Below are 17,895 nucleotides of genomic sequence, written 5' to 3'. Positions count from 1 at the left end.
ATTGGGGAAAAGATGGCGCATCGTATGCCACTTCAAAGTCAGATTTTTCATGGCAATGTTCGCCACCGTCGCTTTGTGCCTAAATCACATCATTTTAACTACAGCTTATACATGCTCGGACTCAACGTTAATGAGGTTATGAGCAAGAAAAAATTTGGCCGTATTTTTGGCTATTCATGGTTTAACCCGGTTCGTTTGGTTGAAAGCGATTATGTTTGCGGTGAACCAGGTTCATTACGACAACGTATAAGCCATAAAGTGACGCAATTGGGTGGTGTTATGCCTGATGGCGAGGTCATGATGTTAGTGCAAGCACGTTGTTTTGGTTTGTATTTTTCACCAGCAAACTTTTACTTTTGTTATGGCAAAAGTGACTGTGGTAATTGCCGATATATGCTGGCCGAGGTGAGCAATACGCCATGGAACGAACGTCATTATTATTTAATTGATATGCAGCAAGAAATGATCAGCGATAAGGATTTTCACGTATCGCCGTTTATGGATCTTGCCATGCAATATCACTGGCGTATCAAAGCACCATCACAAAATAGTAATAATTTACTGGTACATATTGAAAACAAACGCAGCCACGGCGAACACGTATTTGATGCCACTTTGGCCCTCAAAGCAACGTCATTAAACGCCAAACATATGTTAGCGGTATGGTTGCAGTTACCGGCGATGACCGTAAAGGTGGTTGCAGGTATTTATTATCAAGCCCTGAAATTATTTTTAAAGCGGATTAAATTTGTTCCGTATCAACAGGGTAAACAACAAGCGTCAGCGTCTGCAAAACAAAATGATAAACAAGCAGATGCACAGACGATGACAAATAAATAAAGGTAGGATGAATAGTGGAAGGCATAGTTTCTAGAGAGTCAACAGCATCGTTAACCTGGATTCAAAAACGCTGTCGAAGTCTGGTATTTTCGATTTTACAACGACTCGATGTAGGTCAACTGGTGGTCATTGAAGGCGACGAAGAATATCAGTTTGGTGACAACCAAGGGCATCACTATCCTGAAGCGCTCAACGGTATTGTGCACATTCACGACGGCGCCGCTTACCAACGCTTTGTCAAAGGTGGCAGCATTGGCGCGGCAGAGGCGTTTATTGAGGGAATGTGGTCAAGTCCGAACTTAACAGAGGTGATTCGCTTGTTTGCCCGAGCGCAATCACAAACCGATCAACTGGAACAAAAAATGGCCTGGTTGAGCCGGATCAAAAACAAAGTGTTTCACCGCGGTAATCGTAATTCTCACTCAGGTTCGAAACAAAATATTTTAGCGCATTATGACCTAGGAAATGAGTTATATAGCCGCTTTCTGGACCCGTCGATGATGTACTCTAGCGCTATTTTCAGCGAAGGCAGTATGGACTTGGACCAGGCACAGCAAAATAAACTGCGTGCCATTTGCGATAAATTAGCCTTAGAACCAGGTGACCAGCTTCTTGAAATTGGCACTGGCTGGGGCGGTTTGGCGATTTTCGCTGCAAAGCATTACGGTGTGCATGTTACCACCACCACCATTTCTGAAGAGCAATACCAATACGCTAAACAACAAATTGCCGCGCAAGGATTGCAGCAACAGATTACCTTGTTGAAGCAAGACTATCGTGACTTGCAAGGCCAGTTTGACAAATTAGTCTCAATTGAGATGATCGAAGCGGTTGGCTATGAGTATATGGACAGCTTTTTCAGCCAATGTAATGCGCGTCTCAAACCCGGTGGCAAAATGCTCATTCAAGCGATAACCATTGCTGATCAACGATTTGAATCGTATCTTAACAATGTTGATTTCATTCAGCGTTATATTTTTCCCGGCGGCTTTTTACCATCGGTTCAATTGATGAGTAAAAAATTGAGTCAACGCACCAATATGGTATTACATCAACTTGATGATATTGGCTTAGATTATGCGAAAACCTTGCATTGTTGGCGTGAGCGATTTTTAGCGAGCTGGAACGAGTTGCTTAATTATGGCTATGACGAACGCTTTAAGAAGCTTTGGCTATATTACTTAGGGTATTGTGAAGGTGCGTTTATTGAGCGCTCTATTTCAACGGTACACTTTGTTGCTCGTAAGGCACATTAAACGCCGAACATGTCATTGTGACGGTGAGATACAAATTAATAACAAAAGCGTGATTACGGTCGCGCTTTTTTACATTTATAATAACGGCAATAATGTGCTAACCTTGGCCCACTCAAATGCGCTAATGCTGGCTCATTTAGGAATAAAGCGAATTACAGCAGGATAAACGAGATGATCATCAAACCAACAAAAGTATTAACTTTAGCAGCTTCGTTAATGTTTTTTTCGACACAGGCCTGTGAAAACCATGGCGCTGGGTTTGATCCAATGTTTGGTCATATCGATGCCAGCATGTATAACGATCCCATGTTTGCTAAGCCAACCATCACTCTTGATTACAAACAGCAAATCCGTTTGACCCCTGATGTCCCTGGTGATGTCAAAATTGGTTACCGACTGCCTGCAGATAGCGAAGATGTTAAAGTGCTGGTAAATAGCAGCAGTAAGCTAACCTTGCTTGCCGATGAAGTGATTGATGTTGCCGATAAAAACGGTACGTTAAATATTGCTGTTATGCCAAAAGGTCAGGGCTATCACACCCTGACCGTCGTTGTTGAAGCACTGATTGCGGGTGAGCGTCAGACGCGCACGCAGAACATTTACATAAATTTGTAGGGCTACTGGCGTAGCTACTTAAGGAGAGGGTGGCCTTCAGGCAACTGTTTGGCGATCCATAACGCCAATTTGTGTTTCATCATAGGCTGGTCTGCTTTATCTTCCGGTACCGGCGTAATCAGCTTGTCATTTACCAATAAGCGATACAAGGCTTCAACTTTTTGCTTTGCCGAATCGGTACCAGAAAATGCACTATAACCGCGCTTAACAGCATACCCTTCGCCAACCCTTAAAGCGACTTTCAATAGTTCCGCTTCGTGCTTTATCTTTTTCATTGCCATAATCGGCTCCCTTAATGCTTTTGCAGAGTATGGCACAAATCGATTAACAGGGTCTAGCCTTTCAAAAATTCACTGCGCGAGGCCATATTTTCTTTAAAGCAGCCGCTTAATGCTGTGGTGACGGTACTGGAGTTGCTGTCCATAACACCACGCGCTTTAACACAATAGTGAGCGGCGTTGATGCTTACCGCAACATGCTCGGTATTGAGTAGCGCTTTTAAGGCGATAAGGATTTGTTGGGTCAATCGTTCTTGCACTTGGGGGCGCTGTGCAAAAAAGCGCACGATGCGATTAATTTTACTTAAACCAATGACTTTTTTGTTTGGGATGTAGGCAACCTTAGCGAAACCGTCGATGGTGACAAAATGGTGTTCGCAGGTGCTTATTAAATCGATGTCTTTAACCATCACCATTTCATCGATTTGCATCTTATTATCAATGGCGGTTATTTTTGGAAAGTTTTGATAGTCCAAGCCACTGAAAATTTCACTGACAAACATTTTGGCAATGCGATGTGGGGTTTCTTGCAAACTGTCGTCAGTTAAGTCGAGCCCCAGTGTTTTACAAATGTCAGTATAACTGTCTCGAATGCGACGATACTTTTCCTCGCTGCTGAGGGTATTGTCTTTGACTGGTGTTTCCAGACCGGCTTTGATCAAGGCTTTTTGCACAAGGATCGCTTCATCGCTGATCGTTGTGTTTTGTGAAGCAAGTGCCAAACTATTATGTGATTTGCTCATAGGTAATTCCCTGACTAACGTATGTGTCGACCACCGTCGATGGATATGGTACGGCCGTTTAGGTATCGGCTATTAAGCACATATTGCAGTGCTTCAACCCCTTCAATCTCACCAGGAACGACGCCAAGTAATGACTTGTTGATGGTTTTTTGCCGATAAGCGTCGTCATCCCACTCATTAAATGACATTAACGATGGAGCGACGCTATTTACTTTAACCTTAGGCGCAAACTTTTTAGCAAACGATAAGGTTAGGTTGGCGAGCGCTGCTTTGCTCGCTGCGTATGCAATATGCTTACTGCTACCTGTTTCTACGATGTAATCGGTGAGATGGATTATATCAGCACATGTTTGTTTTGCGTCGGCATAGCTAAAAAGTGCATCTTGCAAGGCTAAATTAATTTGATACGGTGCATGCACATGAACTTGCATCATGTTGTTCATCAAGATATCTGGCGCCAGTTGTTGGTTTTCTGGGTGCCAGTCTGAGGCATTATGAATAATAGCTCGGATTTGCGAATAACGCGCTTTAACCGTGGCAATAAAATCCTCAATACCTTGGGTATTGGCAAAGTCGGCTTGAATACAATCAGCACCTAAAGCGTTGAGTTGTTCCACTCCCGGCTTATCACGTCGGTAGCTAATGACCAAATGATATCCTTGTTCGATCAGGTGTTTGGCCGTCTCTAACCCCAAGCGCTGGGCTGCGCCTGTAATGATGATGGTGTCTTTGTTCATTGTCGTTGCTCTACTTACGACTGGCGCTTAAAGTCAGTGATACCGAATCTGCGAAGCGCAACGCGTGCGGCTTTTCTACGGTTACCTTGGCAAAGTTCACTTGCTTGTGCTCCATGCAAATTTCCAATAGATCTTTGGTGAGCTTTTCAAGCAGCTTAAAGTGACCATCTTCGACATGATGGATCATAGCCTTGGTAATGGTTTTGTAATTGAGTGCTTGTGTTTCTTCGTCGGTTTGGCAGGCATCTACCGCGGGATATTTGATTTGCGCATTGATAACAATATCTTGCTGCTTGGTCAGTTCATCTGGGTTAAAGCCAATAAAAGTTCTTAACCTAAGATTAATAATGTCGATGGTAGCATCATCGAGTTGCAACTGACTTTGACTGTTTATTTCGGACAGTTTTGACACGTTTTCCATAGCTTTTCCGTTTCATTATTTTATTCAGTATAACAGGATCATATACGCTTAAAACAAGTACCTGGATGACACTTATCTATGCTTTTGCTACAAAAGTTGCCTTTTGCCGCCATAAGGTCAACATTTAAGAGGAGCTTAATTCGATAAAATAGTTGGCAAGCACCTTTTTATATGTATAATACTTAAAGATGTTTAGACGTCTAAACATCCAGTTAAATAAACGATTAACCTAATGTTAATCTGTCGCTAAAAACTTCGCTGTGTGGAAAATTAATAATGCGCTTATTCGATATTCTTGGGGTGCTTTACGAGCCAATTAATGTGCTCGATAATCACGAACATTTACTGACGTACATTGAGCCTAAACTCAATGACGATGGTACCTGTCCTATTTTTAAAGAGCCGGGTCGCACCTATAACCTTGAACAATATGTTGACGATGTACATGGCATCACGGCTGCAGAGCAAAAGCATAATTTATTGGATTTATTGGCGCGTTTGAATCGTTTAGTGCGCTGGATACATGCAAAAACCGATGTGTTGTGGTTTGGCATATATTTGCGTCATGGCGACAAGTTGGTCAAATACGTTTATAACGGTGAAATGAGTAAAGCTGAATTTGATATATCAGAGGAATACTTGGAGAAGTCGATCAATACCCGCGTTATTATGGAGAAGCGCCCATACTATATCGCCGATGTTGATAGCCATAAAGGTCCGTATTACCGTTGTGACGCAAAAGTGAAATCAGAATTATGTTGTCCGATTTTTGCCCCAGATGGTCAGGTTATCGGCATTTTTGATAGTGAGGATCACCGCAAAAATTTCTTTGATGATAAAATCGATTTTATTTCGATGAAGGTGCGTCGCGCCATAGAGATATTTTTGGAAGATCATCCTTACATTACCCATTCCAATAACTTCACCATAGAAGAAGATAATTTCTCTAAAGATATGGACACTTCTAATTTGCTGGTTGAATAAACCAGCAAATTGATCAGCGATAGAGTTGCTCTATATAGGCGGTAATGCAAGTTTGCCATAAAAACCGTTCGGCTTTGGCATTAACGCACATTTTTGCGAACGCGGCTTTGTCTTGTTGATACATCTCCACAGCTAATTCTATTTTATCCATCAAATCAAATACTTGCGCATTGATACTATCACCAGAAAATAAAAATCCGGTGTGCATATGGCTAATGGTGTCATTCAATCCGCCAATTTGATGAGCAATGACTGGCATCGCTGCGCGCATCGCCAACATTTGTGAAATACCGCACGGTTCAAATGAGCTTGGCATAAAAAATATGTCGCCGTTAACGTACAGCTGTTCAGCAAGGCCGGCACAAAACCCATTAATGAATAATAGGTTTTCATGGCGCTGCATGACTTGGGTGATCTTGCGTTCTAGGCTCTTATCACCTGAGCCCAAAATGATCATTCGACCTTTGTATTGGGCTAATTGGTGCATAATATCATCCAGCACATAACCACGTTCGCTGGTTTCAAAGATCAACCGTACTTTTTGCTCGGTAAGACGACCAACGCTGATCAGCATCGGTCCAGAAAATGCCTGTTCAGCCCAAGATTGGCATCGCTGTTCAGCGACAAAATGTGAGGCTTTAATGAAATTATCCGAGCCATGCAAGCCGCGAATTTGACGGCAAATAAGTGCTAACAGCTCTTTGTTAGACAGCATTAACGGGCTTTCAACGGAATAATCACAGCCATTTAATATGCCAACAAATCGCCCTTGCTGATCCGCTTTTTGTAAATCTTGCTCTAAACCTTCGCCACCGATAAAACCATGCTCAGGGGCACTGGCTTTCATCACTTCTAGACGATAGGTTGGTGATACAACATGCACCATATCCGCAAGATTGATCGCCGCCCGCGTGGGATTAATACAATTATCGTATCTTGGGTCAACGAGCAGTGATTTATCGTATTGCAAGGTTGGAAACCATGCTTGTAAACTTGACTCGGTTTCCGTTAGAGGGCGAATGCCCTGAATGCCTAAATTATGGATTGAATAAACGCTGCGCAATGCCTCAATACTTTGGTAGCGAGGTGCATAACGGCTCAATATTGGGATAAACGCGCTGTGCCAGTCGTGCAGATGCAGCACCTGAAAGCGGTCTTTCCACTCACCGATGAGTAGCTCGCAAACACTGGCGCAAAATAAGGCAAATTTGTTGGCATCGGAATAAAAAGGGTTGTCGGCACCGTCATCAACATAGATTTGCCCTGGGCTGCCTTGGCAAAACAGCTTGCTTTCTAGCACATACTGGCCAATCTTTGCTGAGCTTTGTTGCTCTAAGTAATACAGTTCGACTTTTTCAAAGCCGTTTCGAAACGGTACATCAATGCTCGTGACGAGACGAGAAGGATTTGCCATGGCGTGATATTGATAGCCGGGTGTAACCACATCGACTTCAACATCTTGCTCACTGAGGAACTTAGGGATGTCGCGAATGACATCACCTATACCACCGACTTTGCCGTTTTTTAACGCGTCATTTTCAGACGCAACCATTAATACCTTCAAGGGGCAGCCTTATGTTTCTTGTTGCTTTTCCAGGTACGCGCTGACCATTTCGCGAGTAACCAATACGACGCCTTTGTCGGTTACCCTAAAGCCATTGGCTTTGTCTTGTTCGTGATCGACGCCAATATGTATGCCTTCAGGTACATTAACACTACGATCAATGATGGCCTTTTTAATGGTGCAATTACGACCGATAGTGGCACCAGGTAGCACCACGGATTGTTCGATATAACAGAATGAATTAACCCGTACATGAGAGAATAACAAAGACTGTTTGACCGTTGAACCGGAAACGATGGCACCACCGGCAATGGTAGAGTTAATCGCCAAACCACGACGGTTTTCTTCATCAAATACAAATTTAGCCGGCGCCGTTTGCTCTTGGTAGGTCCAAATAGGCCAGTCAGCATCGTACATATTAAGTTGTGGTTCAGGCTCGACCAATTCCATATTGGCTTCCCAAAACGAATCTAGAGTACCGACATCGCGCCAATATGGCTGACCACCGGTGTCTGGATCGATAAATGGAAAGGCAAAGACTTTATGGGATTTGATGATGTCTGGAATAATATCGTGACCAAAATCTTTGCTAGACGATTCTTTTTCATTATCACGTTGCAGTTGTTCAAACAAAAACTCGGTATTGAACACATAATTACCCATTGACGCCAACGTCAGACCCGGTTTACCCGGAATGTCTGATGGGTTTTCTGGTTTTTCATCAAAGCGTTGTACTTGGTTGTTTTCATCAACGGTCATGACACCAAATGCGCCAGCGGCCTCTTCACAAGGTACCTCAATACAACATACGGTCATGTCAGCACCCGTTTCAACGTGTTTGGCCAGTAAATTACCGTAATCCATTCGATAGACATGATCACCGGATAAAATCATCACATATTTAGGCAGTTCATGACGGATAATATCGATATTTTGAAATACGGCATCGGCGGTACCGGCGTACCAACCTTCACCATAGCGCTGTGACGCTGGCAGTATTTCTACCGACTCTCCCAGTTCTTTCTTGAAATGTCCCCATGCTCGGTTGATATGGCGGATCAGTGAATGAGATTTATATTGCGTGGCGATGCCAACTCGACGAATGCCGGAGTTAATACAATTGGATAAAGGAAAATCGATAATACGAAATTTGCCGCCAAAAAATGTTGCTGGCTTGGCTCGCCAATCAGTGAGTTCATGTAATCTTGAACCTTTACCACCGGCGAGAATTAATGCGTAAGTATCTCGGGTTAGGTTACTGATATAACGATGCGAAGTGAATGGCATGGCGGCGTCCTTTTTTGTTAGGTTAGTTCAATACTAGGGCAAGTTGAACAAAAATGCATCAATAATACTCACCCAATATGGCATGGTCGGATCAGCAAGTTCATTATCTTGCTGCCAACATATTTTGAATGGACGGACAGGCAGTAAATAACAGCCTGTCCGTATTGGCTATATAGCTGCGGCAATGAACTGCTATACCGCGTTGTTATGCGCTATACAGTGGTGCTGACAATCGAGTTATCACTGCCAAAGTCATTGGCTAAATAACAATCAGCTTTGTAATCGTTTTCCCACTCTTGACCGTTTAGCAGGTAGCGAAATTGATACTCCGAGTCTTTTGGCAAACGTACTTTGGTTTTAAAGCTGTTACTTGATTTAACAAACTTCATTGCAATCGGTTGCCAATCATTGAAGTCAGCATAGAGCTCCACTGACGTGACATCTTCACGAGCAAAATCAAAGGTGATTTCAGCTTCGTCTTTGGTTTTAAAAAACTTTTTGCTTAACATAATTATCTCCCTAAATGTATGTCTTGCGCCAAATTAGTGCGGAAAAACCGCTATTGCGCACAACCATGATGCGTTACCGGTGTTTCACAGCGGCAACATAGATAAGTTTGCACGTTTCGTGCCTAAGTTAATATGAAATAACAAAAAATTCATTTAATGTTCATTTTGGCAGGGTCAGGGTAAAGCGCACGCCGCTGTCATCAATTAGGTTTTCGGCAATGATTTTGCCTTTATGTTGTTCTGCGATTAAGCGGCAAATATACAAACCGATGCCTAAGTGCAATTGCTCACTTTCTGCCATAGATTGTTGCGGGGTGCGAATCGACACCATGGCATCAAAAATACTGAGCATCATATTGTCTGGCAATAATGGCCCTTTATTGCTGACCGATAATTGCACCTGCTGTTTGTCGTGTTGCAAATCAATATCAATGGCACTGCCATCAGAAAACTCTACCGCGTTGGCAATCAATTTATCAAAAAGCTGGGCGATGTGTTCGTCACTGCCGATAAATAGCGTCGGCTCTTCGCTAATACTGACATGAAATGATTGAGGCTGATAAATTTGTTGGTAACTGTTACTGCAACCCTTTACCAATGCGGCCAGATCAAACGATTCAAATTCACTGTGCTCGATGGTTTGTTCAAGTCGAGTTGCTTCACTCATGGCCAACAATATTGAGTGTAAGCGGTTGATGCCTTGTTGCGCCCGTTGCACAAATACCGATTTATTGGCATCGGTTTCGGTTAGCGCTAAATGCTCGAGTGAGGAGCGCACCACGGCTACTGGGGTTTTTAGTTCATGGGAAAGACGTGATGACATGTTTTGTAAATAGTCATTGTACTGGCCAAGCTGTTGAATGATGTCGGTAAAACTTCGTGATAAATCACCGATTTCATCTTTAGCCGTTGCCGCGGTCATCATGCCACGTAAACGGCCATTGTCATCGATTAATGCGTCGGTTTGATTGCGCAATTGTCGAATACGATAGGACAAACGCACGGTATAGAGAAACAGTGCGAGTACCGAAATAAAAATAAATAAACTGGTGAGTAGTACACCTTCAACGGCAGCATTACGAATGTTACGAATGCCATGCGTTGTTTCCTCTACAACCACGGCTCCCATCACCTTATCATCAACATAAATAGGGTGTGCCGCAGACAAGATAACCGCCTTGTTATCCGGTGTGGTCCACCATATTGAATCGAGTCTACCGCGCAATAAGGCATTATTGACATGGCGATTTTGATGGCGACGATTATCAAATGCTTGGATCTGGAATTCTTTTGGTGGCCTAGTAAGCAGGTACTGATAAAACGGTTCTAGAACCCATTGTTTGAATTGACTTATCCAGTTGCCAGAAAAGCCAGCACTGTAGGTGTTTTGTTGTAAATCTAATGGCTCAAGATAATCACCGGTGGCGTTATAAATGCTGCCTTGATGTTTGAGAATGCGCGAGTGTTTATCGACCACGGTTATCGCTGAATGAGTACGACCCATAGCAGCGATAATCGCCTCAATTTCAGGAGAAGGTACGGTAAAGGTACCAAGGTCTTGTGCGTCGTGGGTGTTGGCGGTACCTACAGCAACATGTTGAATGGGCTTTTGCAGGCTGTCGACATCCAATATCTGGAAACCAACTTTGTCTCCTAACATGTCTTCTTTAAGACGAATTTCAATGTTGTAACCGTTTTCAGTAATGGCTAAATGACCTTGTATACCCGGTTCATTTTGCGGCGTTGCACCGGGCACATCACTGACTTTGAATGCGCTTACCCATCCAGCTTTGTGATTGGAGATGATATAGCGTTGTAACTGACCTAGGTAATCAATGGTGGCGATTTCTAGGTGATCATTATTACTGATCGAAATGGCATTTTCAGGTCGCAAAATCAGTTTATCGTCAGTCACGTTAAAGAACGCATACACAAAGCCTTTATAGCGGCCGATATTGGCGCTGTATTCAACACTGACTTGCTGCTTGGTTAACTTGCTGCCAATTTGGTTTTGATAGTCATAGCGATTGATATTACGTGTGGCACTGTATTGCTGCCAATCTTCATCTTTGCCATCTAATAAAATGGCATCATTAATTTCAGTAGGGAAAAAGTCTTTGCCTTGTTCTAAGGTGTCTTTATAACTGGCATGGGGATTAAACAGATTAGGGCGATTATGTAATGCCGTGGCCAATGCTTTGGCATTATTTTTTAGCGTCTGTTCCTGACCAACACGCAAGTATTTTTCCATATCCCAAATATAGTAATAACCGATAAACGGTATGGCCAATAACACACTGGCCACCATCATAAGCTTTACGGTAATACTGATGCGCACAAATCCGTCCTATTTAGCTTCTAGCCAACGATAACCCATGCCATATACGGTATCAATGCAGTTGAAATTGGTATCGACCTGCATGAACTTTTTGCGAATGCGTTTTATATGGGCGGTGACGGTGTTGTCATCAACGACAATATTTGCATCCTGCATTAATTGATCCTTACTTTTAACGTGACCTGGATTTAACGCCAAAGAGTGAATCATCCAAAACTCGGTAATGGTGAAGTTTACCAAGTCATTGTGCCAACTGATCGATAATCGATCCTTATTAATGGTTAACGCCTGTCGCTGCAAAATGTTTTCAACAACCGGGGTTTCAATGATTTTTAAGTAATTAAGAGTGGCATGAATACGAGCGCTAAGGTTATCAAAACTCATGGTTTTGCTGACGTAGTCATTAGCACCAAGACGCAGGCCACTGATTTGATCGATATCGCTATCGCGTGCGGTTAAAAATATAATGGGTAACGTGGCCGACTTTTCTCGCAAATAACGACATATATCAAAGCCGCCATCAAATTCTTCTTCGAGGCCGACATCAAGAATGGCCAGATGTGGCAAGCTTAGTTCAAACGCCGACAAAGCCGTACTCTTATTCCTATAGGTTTGTACAACAAAGCCCTGTTGACGCAGAGCTTGCGCGTAATTCTCTCGAATGGCTTCATCATCCTCAACTATGGCAATGCGTTTACTCATTATGTTCTCGTTTTGATTTTGTTATTAAAGCCACTATACCCGATTGCATATCTGATTCTAGCGAAACAAAGCAATTTTCATAATTGGTCATAATCTATTTCACAAGTATCAGTTTTTGACGAAAAAAAAGTCAATTTTATTTTGTTTAATGAATTCATCGGCAGGACAGCAACGCTTCGACGCAAGTCACTGTTGATCTGCACAGTTATTTTAATTGACGAGGAATCATTATGAAAAAGACCATGACTACACTAGCTATCGCGACGATATTAAGCAGTTCATTTATTAACATTGCCCAAGCTGACGAGCAGCCGCAAGCGAAAACATTGGTCGAGCATATCGACGAAATGCCAAACGAAGAAAAGTGGGGTATCAGCATTGGTGCGGTGATTGGTGGCATCTTTGGTGGTCCACCAGGCGCTTTTATCACGGCCTTTGCCGGTGATTACTTTGCCAAGCATTTGGTATCAGAACGGGAAATTGACAGTTTGGAGCAGCAACTGGCCAGCGAACAAATGCAACGTAAAAATTTAGCGCATAAGCAAAGCAGTGAGCTAAAAAATCTCGAGTTGCAGTATCAAAATGAGATGATGAATATCGCTAAGGCCTATGAAAACAGCGAAAAAGCGCAAGTGGAAAATATTCTCGTTAGCCTAATGTTTCGAACCGGCTCAAGTGACATTGAAGCCCATTATCAACAGCAAGTTATCGCCCTAGCAACCGTGTTAAAGCGCTCGCCACACTTATATATCGACCTTGAAGGTTACACCGACCGTCAAGGCGATGAAACCTTGAACCTAAAATTGGCGCAGCGTCGCATCGACAAAGTAAAACAGCTGTTAGTCGCACAAGGGGTCGGTGAAGATCGTATTTATGCCACCGCATTTGGTGAATCCTTGCCATTGCAACCAGAGCAACAACAAGAGGTAAATTACTTTGACCGTCGCGTTGTTTTAAAATTAAAAGTCGACAGTGAGGAGGTGGCCAAACAAGCAAATTTATAACCCTGTTTATTAAGGACTTTTAGTCCTAAATCTCCCACCAAAACAAAGACGATATCGGCCTCTAGTTATCGTCTTTTTTTCATTGCAAAACATGATTTATCGTTTGTAATGGTGATTTTATCTCCTATAGTTAGGTTACAAAGTGTGTCACAGTGCACAGTTTGTTACGTCTTGATTTATTTGTGTTTTTGCTCTGCAGAGCATGAGAAATAGGCGTTTTAAGGAAAATGACCCCGCTTGTTCCAGTGGTTTGTTAGGCGATTATATAATCGGCGACAAATTTACTTACATTTGGACAAAGTTAGCGGGTTGTTTGTCAGGCAATTGCAGGCTATCTATAAGTCGTTAGCAATTAGTTAAGTCATTGGCTCTAATCGCATTTTGGCTTTAGTGACATTTAAGGAAGAAAATATGAAAACCAGTAAAAAACTCTCATTTATCGCCATGGCTATGGCACCAATGTTGGCTTTTAGCACCCAAGCTTTTGATGAGCAAGAAAGTGCTGAAACACTCGACCCAACGGCTTGTGGCATCGTTAGCGTTTACAAGCGCCCGCCAGAAACAAAGCGACTGTATCATGTGGTTATCAATACCATTGATGGCGTGCCGGTAGGCAGCAATAGCCATTCGTTTGTTTTGTCGCCAGGTAAGCATAAAATCAAAGTAATGGAAAATATTACCGACAGCTACTTTACTCGTCGACGCGGTGAAATGCTTAACTATAAAGTGATCGAAATCGATGTTGAAGCCAACATGCGATACTACTTAGGTGCTAAATATAATCGTAAGCATAAGTCAAAATTAAAGACTGGCGAATATTGGGATCCGGTTGTTTGGAAGACTCAAGAAAAAGAGTGTGAAGTATAATATTACTGCTTGTTAGCGGTATCTATCACACGTCAATGTTGTAACGTAGCAATGGGTGCAGTAAAAATATTTTCATTTACTGCATCCATTTTCATTATTTAATCCCTCTTAACGATAACACTACAGAAAAAGAGGAATGTAATGATGGAAGAACTAGTCCCTATCGTATTATTTGTGACCATAGGTGTCGTTGCTTGGTTGTTTTTATTTTATGCTTATAAAAATAAAATGGCTCTGCAGCAAACCATTCAAAAAGCTCTGGATAATGGTCAAGCATTAAGCCCAGAAAGTATCGAAAAAATACTGCACGTGCAGCGTAATCCGAAAGCGGATTTTAAACGTGGCATCCTGTTAGTCTCATTAGCCGTAGGTATTGCCTTGTATGCATGGATTAGCACCGCAGATGCGGATATGGCCGGTATTGCCATGTTTCCGTTGACCATAGGCATTGGCTATTTGTTGGTGTATCGATTCGCCGATAAAAGCTGATACAATAAGGCATATATGCTTAAACGTTTAATCGCTCACTTTCAAAGCACGCAAAACCGACAGACATTTGACCGCATCGTCACAACATGTCAGTCGGACTTGCGTGGTTATTGTCGGCGATTAACCGCTGGTGATTGCGCTTTGGCTGATGACATCGCACAAGAGAGTTTGTTGATTGCCTATCAACAATTGGGCAAGCTACAAAACGTCAAAGCATTTAAGTCTTGGTTATATCGCATCGCTTATCGTCAATTTTTGCAGATGCTTAAAGCACGCGGTGAGGCACAGGCCATCGATGAGCAAACCATGCTTGATGAGCAAAGTCCCGAATTAACCGAGCAACTGGCTCAAGAACAGTTAATCTATCGCCTCATGGCACCATTGAGTGTTGCACAGCGAGCGGTGATCACCATGCACTTAACCTTGGGTTATAGCCATTCTGAAATTAGTGATCTGTTACACATGCCACTTGGCACGGTGAAATCGCATTGCAATAGAGGCAAAGAAGCGATGCAGAAACATATACCATCTTGTTATAAAGGGGTTGCCTGATGAACGACAAAACCGAATTAGAACAACTGCTAAGCAAACCTATGCCGTCACTCAAAGCGGATGATTTTGTTGATAATCTGGTAAACCGTTATCAGCAAATGCAGCAATACCGAGTAAAGGTGTTAACCATAAGTTTGGTTTTAGCCTTGTTGTCTTTGTTATTGTTTTTACCAATGCAAGGCTTAGCAACAACGTTAACTGAGATTAATCAGTCGATTAGTTTTACACCGCTGGCGGCGTTAAATCTAAACCAAGCGGATCTTTGGTCGCTTATCCCGGTATTTGTATTGGCCTTGACGTTTCTATTTATCAAAGATGATTTTGCCTGATTGCTCGCGATAAATACTGGCATGTCATAATTGGTCATAATTAATCTCTGACTTGTCACTTTGGCTTTGCAGAAAGGTCAGGGTTTATTGTTTTACTGCACTTATAACTTAATGGAGATATGTTATGAGTGTAAAATCCACCGCAAAAATTCAACTCAACAATGCATTAGCATGGCTATGTTATCTAATGTTTGGCAGCGCATTAGTGTTCAGTCATATTGCCAATGCGAGCGTCAATCAAACATCATTTGAACCGACTATTGATTATAACGCGATTAGCTCGGGCACCATGTTTCTCAAGCAGCCGCAAGGCTATCAAGTAGGCATCATCAGTAACAGTGACTATACCGTTAATGTGACTGGCATGATGGCGCGAATCACCTTAAAACAGTCATTTGAAAACCCATCTAAACAATGGGCTGAGGCGATTTATGTGTTTCCATTACAAGATGGTGTCGCAGTCGATGATATGCAGATGCGTATTGGCGAGCGCATTATTAAGTCGGAAATTAAACCGCGAAAGCAGGCGAAAATCATCTATCAACAAGCTAAGCAGCAAGGTAAAAAAGCGGCGTTGCTTGAACAAGAGCGAGCCAATCTTTTTACCACCTCAGTGGCCAACATTCCACCGGGAGAATCAATAGAAATTGAAATCAGCTTTTTGCAACAACTGCAGCTGCAAGACAGTCATTTCGCTTTACGGTTGCCATTAACCATCACCCCTAGATACATTCCCCAGCAGTTTAAAGACCAGGCTGAGCAACAATACCAGCACGACATTGAACAACAATTGCAAGCGCAGCAGTTGCAACCTTTGGCTGCGCAATCAGGCAGTGGTTGGGCACTTGATAATAATCAGGTAACTGACGCCTCACGCATCACTCCGCCACAGGAGCACAAGGGAGCAGGGCAATCGGCAAAAATAAACGTTTATTTAAATCAAGGTTTACCGCTGGATAAGATCAACAGCCAATATCACCTTATCACTCAGCAAAAAGATTATAACGCCGACAATGCCTATCAGATTAGCCTACAGCAACAACAGGTTGCCATGGACAGAGACTTTGTTTTACGTTGGCAGCTATCCGATGCAAGTATGGTCAGGGCGGCATTATTTACTGAGCAAGATGATAACTATCAGTATGGCTTGTTGATGTTTATGCCACCGAAAATTGCCGCCTCACACAACCATATTGCCAAGGAAATGATTTATATCATCGATACATCGGGGTCAATGGGCGGGCGTTCAATGGAACAAGCCAAACAGGCCTTAGCGTTTGCGTTATCGCAATTGACGGCAGCTGACCGATTTAATGTCATTGAGTTTGATTCCAGTATGCGCGCTTTATACGGTACGCCTCAATACGCAACACATGCCAATATTCAATATGGGCAACGCTTTGTTCAATCTTTACAAGCCGATGGTGGTACCGAAATGTTGCCGGCGCTCAATGCCGCAATGCATATGCCGGTACTGGATAACATGTTACGTCAAATTGTGTTTATCACTGATGGCGCAATTGGTAATGAACAACAATTGTTCCTCGCTATCAATAATTCGTTAGCGGATGCCCGCTTACATACGGTAGGTATCGGCAGTGCTCCCAATAGCTATTTTATGCAACGCAGCGCCGAACTTGGCCGTGGCAGTTACACCTATATTGGTGACATCAGTGAAGTGCAAACACAAATGCAGACTTTATTGAGTCGCTTAAATCAGCCGCAATTAACAGATATCAATATTCAATGGCCAACTCAACCGCATGGCATGTTTCCAAATAAGGTTGCTGATGTCTATATGGGCCAACCATTGTTGGTAAGTGTGCGTTGGCCTGTCGGTGAAACCGCTGCGCAACATATAGAAGTGTCGGGTAAAGTTGCTGAGCAACAATGGCAACAATCACTCAATACCATAACAGGGCAACCACACAGCGGTATTAAAACCTGGTGGGCAAGGCAAAAAATCAAACAATTAGAGTATCAAAAACTACGCACCAGTTCGCAAACCGAGCGCCAAGCGTTAGTCGATGACATCACCCTTTTGGCCTTAGATAATCGCTTAATGAGCAAATACACCAGCTTTGTAGCGGTTGATCATACGCCGGCGAGAGCGATGCAAGATATTTTGCATCAGAAAAACGTAGCCAACGCCATGCCGCATGGTTCAACGTTAGCCGATAGCAAAACGCCAAACACAAACAAGCCCAGTGCGACGCAAATGCCATTATCGATTGGGCAAACGGCAACCATGTCTGCTCGGCACTTACAAACGGGCCTGTTATTACTGCTGATCTGCGCATTATGGCAACTGTCGTTGCGATGTCGTGACCGTTTTAAGCGAGACCATATAGATACCAGCGATAACCAACAAAATTAAGGA

Annotated in this window: 19 protein-coding genes; 10 read left to right on the top strand and 9 right to left on the bottom strand. The window is 42.9% G+C overall.

Annotated features, from left to right (window positions below; translation table 11 throughout):
* Positions 1 to 24: 24 nt before the first annotated feature.
* The 3 genes from E2K93_RS04325 (at position 25) to E2K93_RS04315 (ending at position 2,711) form a co-directional block, all read left to right on the top strand.
* Positions 25 to 840, top strand: a complete 816-nt coding sequence (locus E2K93_RS04325; protein WP_135437917.1) for a DUF1365 domain-containing protein — start codon at positions 25 to 27, stop codon at positions 838 to 840.
* 14 nt (positions 841 to 854) lie between these two features.
* The gene (locus E2K93_RS04320) at positions 855 to 2,096 is read left to right on the top strand and encodes an SAM-dependent methyltransferase (RefSeq protein WP_135437916.1); all 1,242 of its coding nucleotides are present in this window, start codon (positions 855 to 857) and stop codon (positions 2,094 to 2,096) included.
* A gap of 216 nt (positions 2,097 to 2,312) precedes the next feature.
* A complete protein-coding gene (locus E2K93_RS04315; RefSeq protein WP_135437915.1) occupies positions 2,313 to 2,711 on the top strand; it encodes a hypothetical protein in 399 nt (132 codons plus the stop codon).
* A gap of 14 nt (positions 2,712 to 2,725) precedes the next feature.
* Here E2K93_RS04315 and E2K93_RS04310 read toward each other — a convergent pair whose 3' ends face one another.
* From E2K93_RS04310 to folX, 4 genes are read right to left on the bottom strand one after another with little or no spacing between them, the layout of a single operon-like run.
* On the bottom strand, positions 2,726 to 2,986 hold the full coding sequence (locus E2K93_RS04310; protein WP_135440400.1) for a DUF5062 family protein: 261 nt from the start codon (positions 2,984 to 2,986) through the stop codon (positions 2,726 to 2,728).
* Between the two features lie 59 nt (positions 2,987 to 3,045).
* A complete protein-coding gene (folE, locus tag E2K93_RS04305; protein WP_135437914.1) occupies positions 3,046 to 3,732 on the bottom strand; it encodes a GTP cyclohydrolase I FolE in 687 nt (228 codons plus the stop codon).
* Between the two features lie 14 nt (positions 3,733 to 3,746).
* Positions 3,747 to 4,469 carry a dihydromonapterin reductase gene (folM, locus tag E2K93_RS04300; protein WP_135437913.1) on the bottom strand — a complete coding sequence of 241 codons (723 nt, stop codon included), beginning with the start codon at positions 4,467 to 4,469 and terminating at the stop codon, positions 3,747 to 3,749.
* 10 nt (positions 4,470 to 4,479) lie between these two features.
* Positions 4,480 to 4,890, bottom strand: a complete 411-nt coding sequence (folX, locus tag E2K93_RS04295) for a dihydroneopterin triphosphate 2'-epimerase (RefSeq protein WP_135437912.1) — start codon at positions 4,888 to 4,890, stop codon at positions 4,480 to 4,482.
* A gap of 276 nt (positions 4,891 to 5,166) precedes the next feature.
* Here folX and E2K93_RS04290 point away from each other — a divergent pair, with 276 nt between their 5' ends.
* Positions 5,167 to 5,874, top strand: a complete 708-nt coding sequence (locus E2K93_RS04290; RefSeq protein ID WP_135437911.1) for a GAF domain-containing protein — start codon at positions 5,167 to 5,169, stop codon at positions 5,872 to 5,874.
* Positions 5,875 to 5,887: 13 nt separating this feature from the next.
* On the opposite strand, the gene E2K93_RS04285 is transcribed toward E2K93_RS04290, so the two are convergent.
* The 5 genes from E2K93_RS04285 to pdsR all read right to left on the bottom strand — a co-directional run bounded on the left by E2K93_RS04285 (position 5,888) and on the right by pdsR (position 12,274).
* Positions 5,888 to 7,438, bottom strand: a complete 1,551-nt coding sequence (locus E2K93_RS04285; RefSeq protein WP_135437910.1) for a glycogen synthase — start codon at positions 7,436 to 7,438, stop codon at positions 5,888 to 5,890.
* A 9-nt stretch (positions 7,439 to 7,447) separates the two neighbouring features.
* Positions 7,448 to 8,725: a glucose-1-phosphate adenylyltransferase gene (gene glgC, locus E2K93_RS04280; RefSeq protein WP_135437909.1), complete on the bottom strand. Its 1,278-nt coding sequence runs from the start codon at positions 8,723 to 8,725 to the stop codon at positions 7,448 to 7,450.
* Between the two features lie 212 nt (positions 8,726 to 8,937).
* Positions 8,938 to 9,234, bottom strand: a complete 297-nt coding sequence (locus E2K93_RS04275; RefSeq protein WP_135437908.1) for an isoamylase early set domain-containing protein — start codon at positions 9,232 to 9,234, stop codon at positions 8,938 to 8,940.
* Between the two features lie 160 nt (positions 9,235 to 9,394).
* Positions 9,395 to 11,572 (bottom strand): proteobacterial dedicated sortase system histidine kinase, encoded by a 2,178-nt coding sequence (gene pdsS / locus E2K93_RS04270; protein WP_135437907.1) that lies wholly within the window; start codon positions 11,570 to 11,572, stop codon positions 9,395 to 9,397.
* A gap of 9 nt (positions 11,573 to 11,581) precedes the next feature.
* Positions 11,582 to 12,274 (bottom strand): proteobacterial dedicated sortase system response regulator, encoded by a 693-nt coding sequence (pdsR, locus tag E2K93_RS04265; protein ID WP_135437906.1) that lies wholly within the window; start codon positions 12,272 to 12,274, stop codon positions 11,582 to 11,584.
* 230 nt (positions 12,275 to 12,504) lie between these two features.
* Here pdsR and pdsO point away from each other — a divergent pair, with 230 nt between their 5' ends.
* The 6 genes from pdsO (at position 12,505) to E2K93_RS04235 (ending at position 17,892) form a co-directional block, all read left to right on the top strand.
* Positions 12,505 to 13,278, top strand: coding sequence for a sortase-associated OmpA-like protein PdsO (gene pdsO / locus E2K93_RS04260; protein ID WP_135437905.1), 774 nt, complete (start codon positions 12,505 to 12,507; stop codon positions 13,276 to 13,278).
* Positions 13,279 to 13,689: 411 nt separating this feature from the next.
* A complete protein-coding gene (locus E2K93_RS04255) occupies positions 13,690 to 14,145 on the top strand; it encodes a hypothetical protein (protein WP_135437904.1) in 456 nt (151 codons plus the stop codon).
* A 141-nt stretch (positions 14,146 to 14,286) separates the two neighbouring features.
* Positions 14,287 to 14,634 (top strand): DUF6249 domain-containing protein, encoded by a 348-nt coding sequence (locus tag E2K93_RS04250; protein ID WP_135437903.1) that lies wholly within the window; start codon positions 14,287 to 14,289, stop codon positions 14,632 to 14,634.
* Between the two features lie 15 nt (positions 14,635 to 14,649).
* Positions 14,650 to 15,186, top strand: coding sequence for an RNA polymerase sigma factor (locus tag E2K93_RS04245; RefSeq protein WP_135437902.1), 537 nt, complete (start codon positions 14,650 to 14,652; stop codon positions 15,184 to 15,186).
* A complete protein-coding gene (locus E2K93_RS04240; RefSeq protein WP_135437901.1) occupies positions 15,186 to 15,515 on the top strand; it encodes a hypothetical protein in 330 nt (109 codons plus the stop codon). Before E2K93_RS04245 ends, E2K93_RS04240 begins: the two co-directional genes overlap by 1 nt.
* 124 nt (positions 15,516 to 15,639) lie before the next feature.
* Positions 15,640 to 17,892 (top strand): marine proteobacterial sortase target protein, encoded by a 2,253-nt coding sequence (locus E2K93_RS04235; protein WP_135437900.1) that lies wholly within the window; start codon positions 15,640 to 15,642, stop codon positions 17,890 to 17,892.
* The last annotated feature ends 3 nt before the right edge of the window (positions 17,893 to 17,895 follow it).

It is taken from the genome of Thalassotalea sp. HSM 43, from assembly GCF_004752005.1.
In the GTDB taxonomy this organism is placed as follows: Bacteria; Pseudomonadota; Gammaproteobacteria; order Enterobacterales; family Alteromonadaceae; genus Thalassotalea_A.
This window is presented reverse-complemented; position numbering and strand designations above follow the sequence as displayed.

What these genes read in the sequence shown, in the direction of transcription:
- E2K93_RS04325 (WP_135437917.1), top strand. Translation starts at nt 25, where the DNA reads ATGCCACTTCAAAGTCAGATTTTTCATGGCAATGTTCGCCACCGTCGC.
- E2K93_RS04315 (WP_135437915.1), top strand. Translation starts at nt 2,313, where the DNA reads ATGTTTTTTTCGACACAGGCCTGTGAAAACCATGGCGCTGGGTTTGAT.
- E2K93_RS04310 (WP_135440400.1), bottom strand. Translation starts at nt 2,986, where the DNA reads ATGAAAAAGATAAAGCACGAAGCGGAACTATTGAAAGTCGCTTTAAGG.
- folE (WP_135437914.1), bottom strand. Translation starts at nt 3,732, where the DNA reads ATGAGCAAATCACATAATAGTTTGGCACTTGCTTCACAAAACACAACG.
- folM (WP_135437913.1), bottom strand. Translation starts at nt 4,469, where the DNA reads ATGAACAAAGACACCATCATCATTACAGGCGCAGCCCAGCGCTTGGGG.
- folX (WP_135437912.1), bottom strand. Translation starts at nt 4,890, where the DNA reads ATGGAAAACGTGTCAAAACTGTCCGAAATAAACAGTCAAAGTCAGTTG.
- E2K93_RS04290 (WP_135437911.1), top strand. Translation starts at nt 5,167, where the DNA reads ATGCGCTTATTCGATATTCTTGGGGTGCTTTACGAGCCAATTAATGTG.
- glgC (WP_135437909.1), bottom strand. Translation starts at nt 8,725, where the DNA reads ATGCCATTCACTTCGCATCGTTATATCAGTAACCTAACCCGAGATACT.
- E2K93_RS04275 (WP_135437908.1), bottom strand. Translation starts at nt 9,234, where the DNA reads ATGTTAAGCAAAAAGTTTTTTAAAACCAAAGACGAAGCTGAAATCACC.
- pdsR (WP_135437906.1), bottom strand. Translation starts at nt 12,274, where the DNA reads ATGAGTAAACGCATTGCCATAGTTGAGGATGATGAAGCCATTCGAGAG.
- pdsO (WP_135437905.1), top strand. Translation starts at nt 12,505, where the DNA reads ATGAAAAAGACCATGACTACACTAGCTATCGCGACGATATTAAGCAGT.
- E2K93_RS04255 (WP_135437904.1), top strand. Translation starts at nt 13,690, where the DNA reads ATGAAAACCAGTAAAAAACTCTCATTTATCGCCATGGCTATGGCACCA.
- E2K93_RS04250 (WP_135437903.1), top strand. Translation starts at nt 14,287, where the DNA reads ATGATGGAAGAACTAGTCCCTATCGTATTATTTGTGACCATAGGTGTC.
- E2K93_RS04245 (WP_135437902.1), top strand. Translation starts at nt 14,650, where the DNA reads ATGCTTAAACGTTTAATCGCTCACTTTCAAAGCACGCAAAACCGACAG.
- E2K93_RS04240 (WP_135437901.1), top strand. Translation starts at nt 15,186, where the DNA reads ATGAACGACAAAACCGAATTAGAACAACTGCTAAGCAAACCTATGCCG.
- E2K93_RS04235 (WP_135437900.1), top strand. Translation starts at nt 15,640, where the DNA reads ATGAGTGTAAAATCCACCGCAAAAATTCAACTCAACAATGCATTAGCA.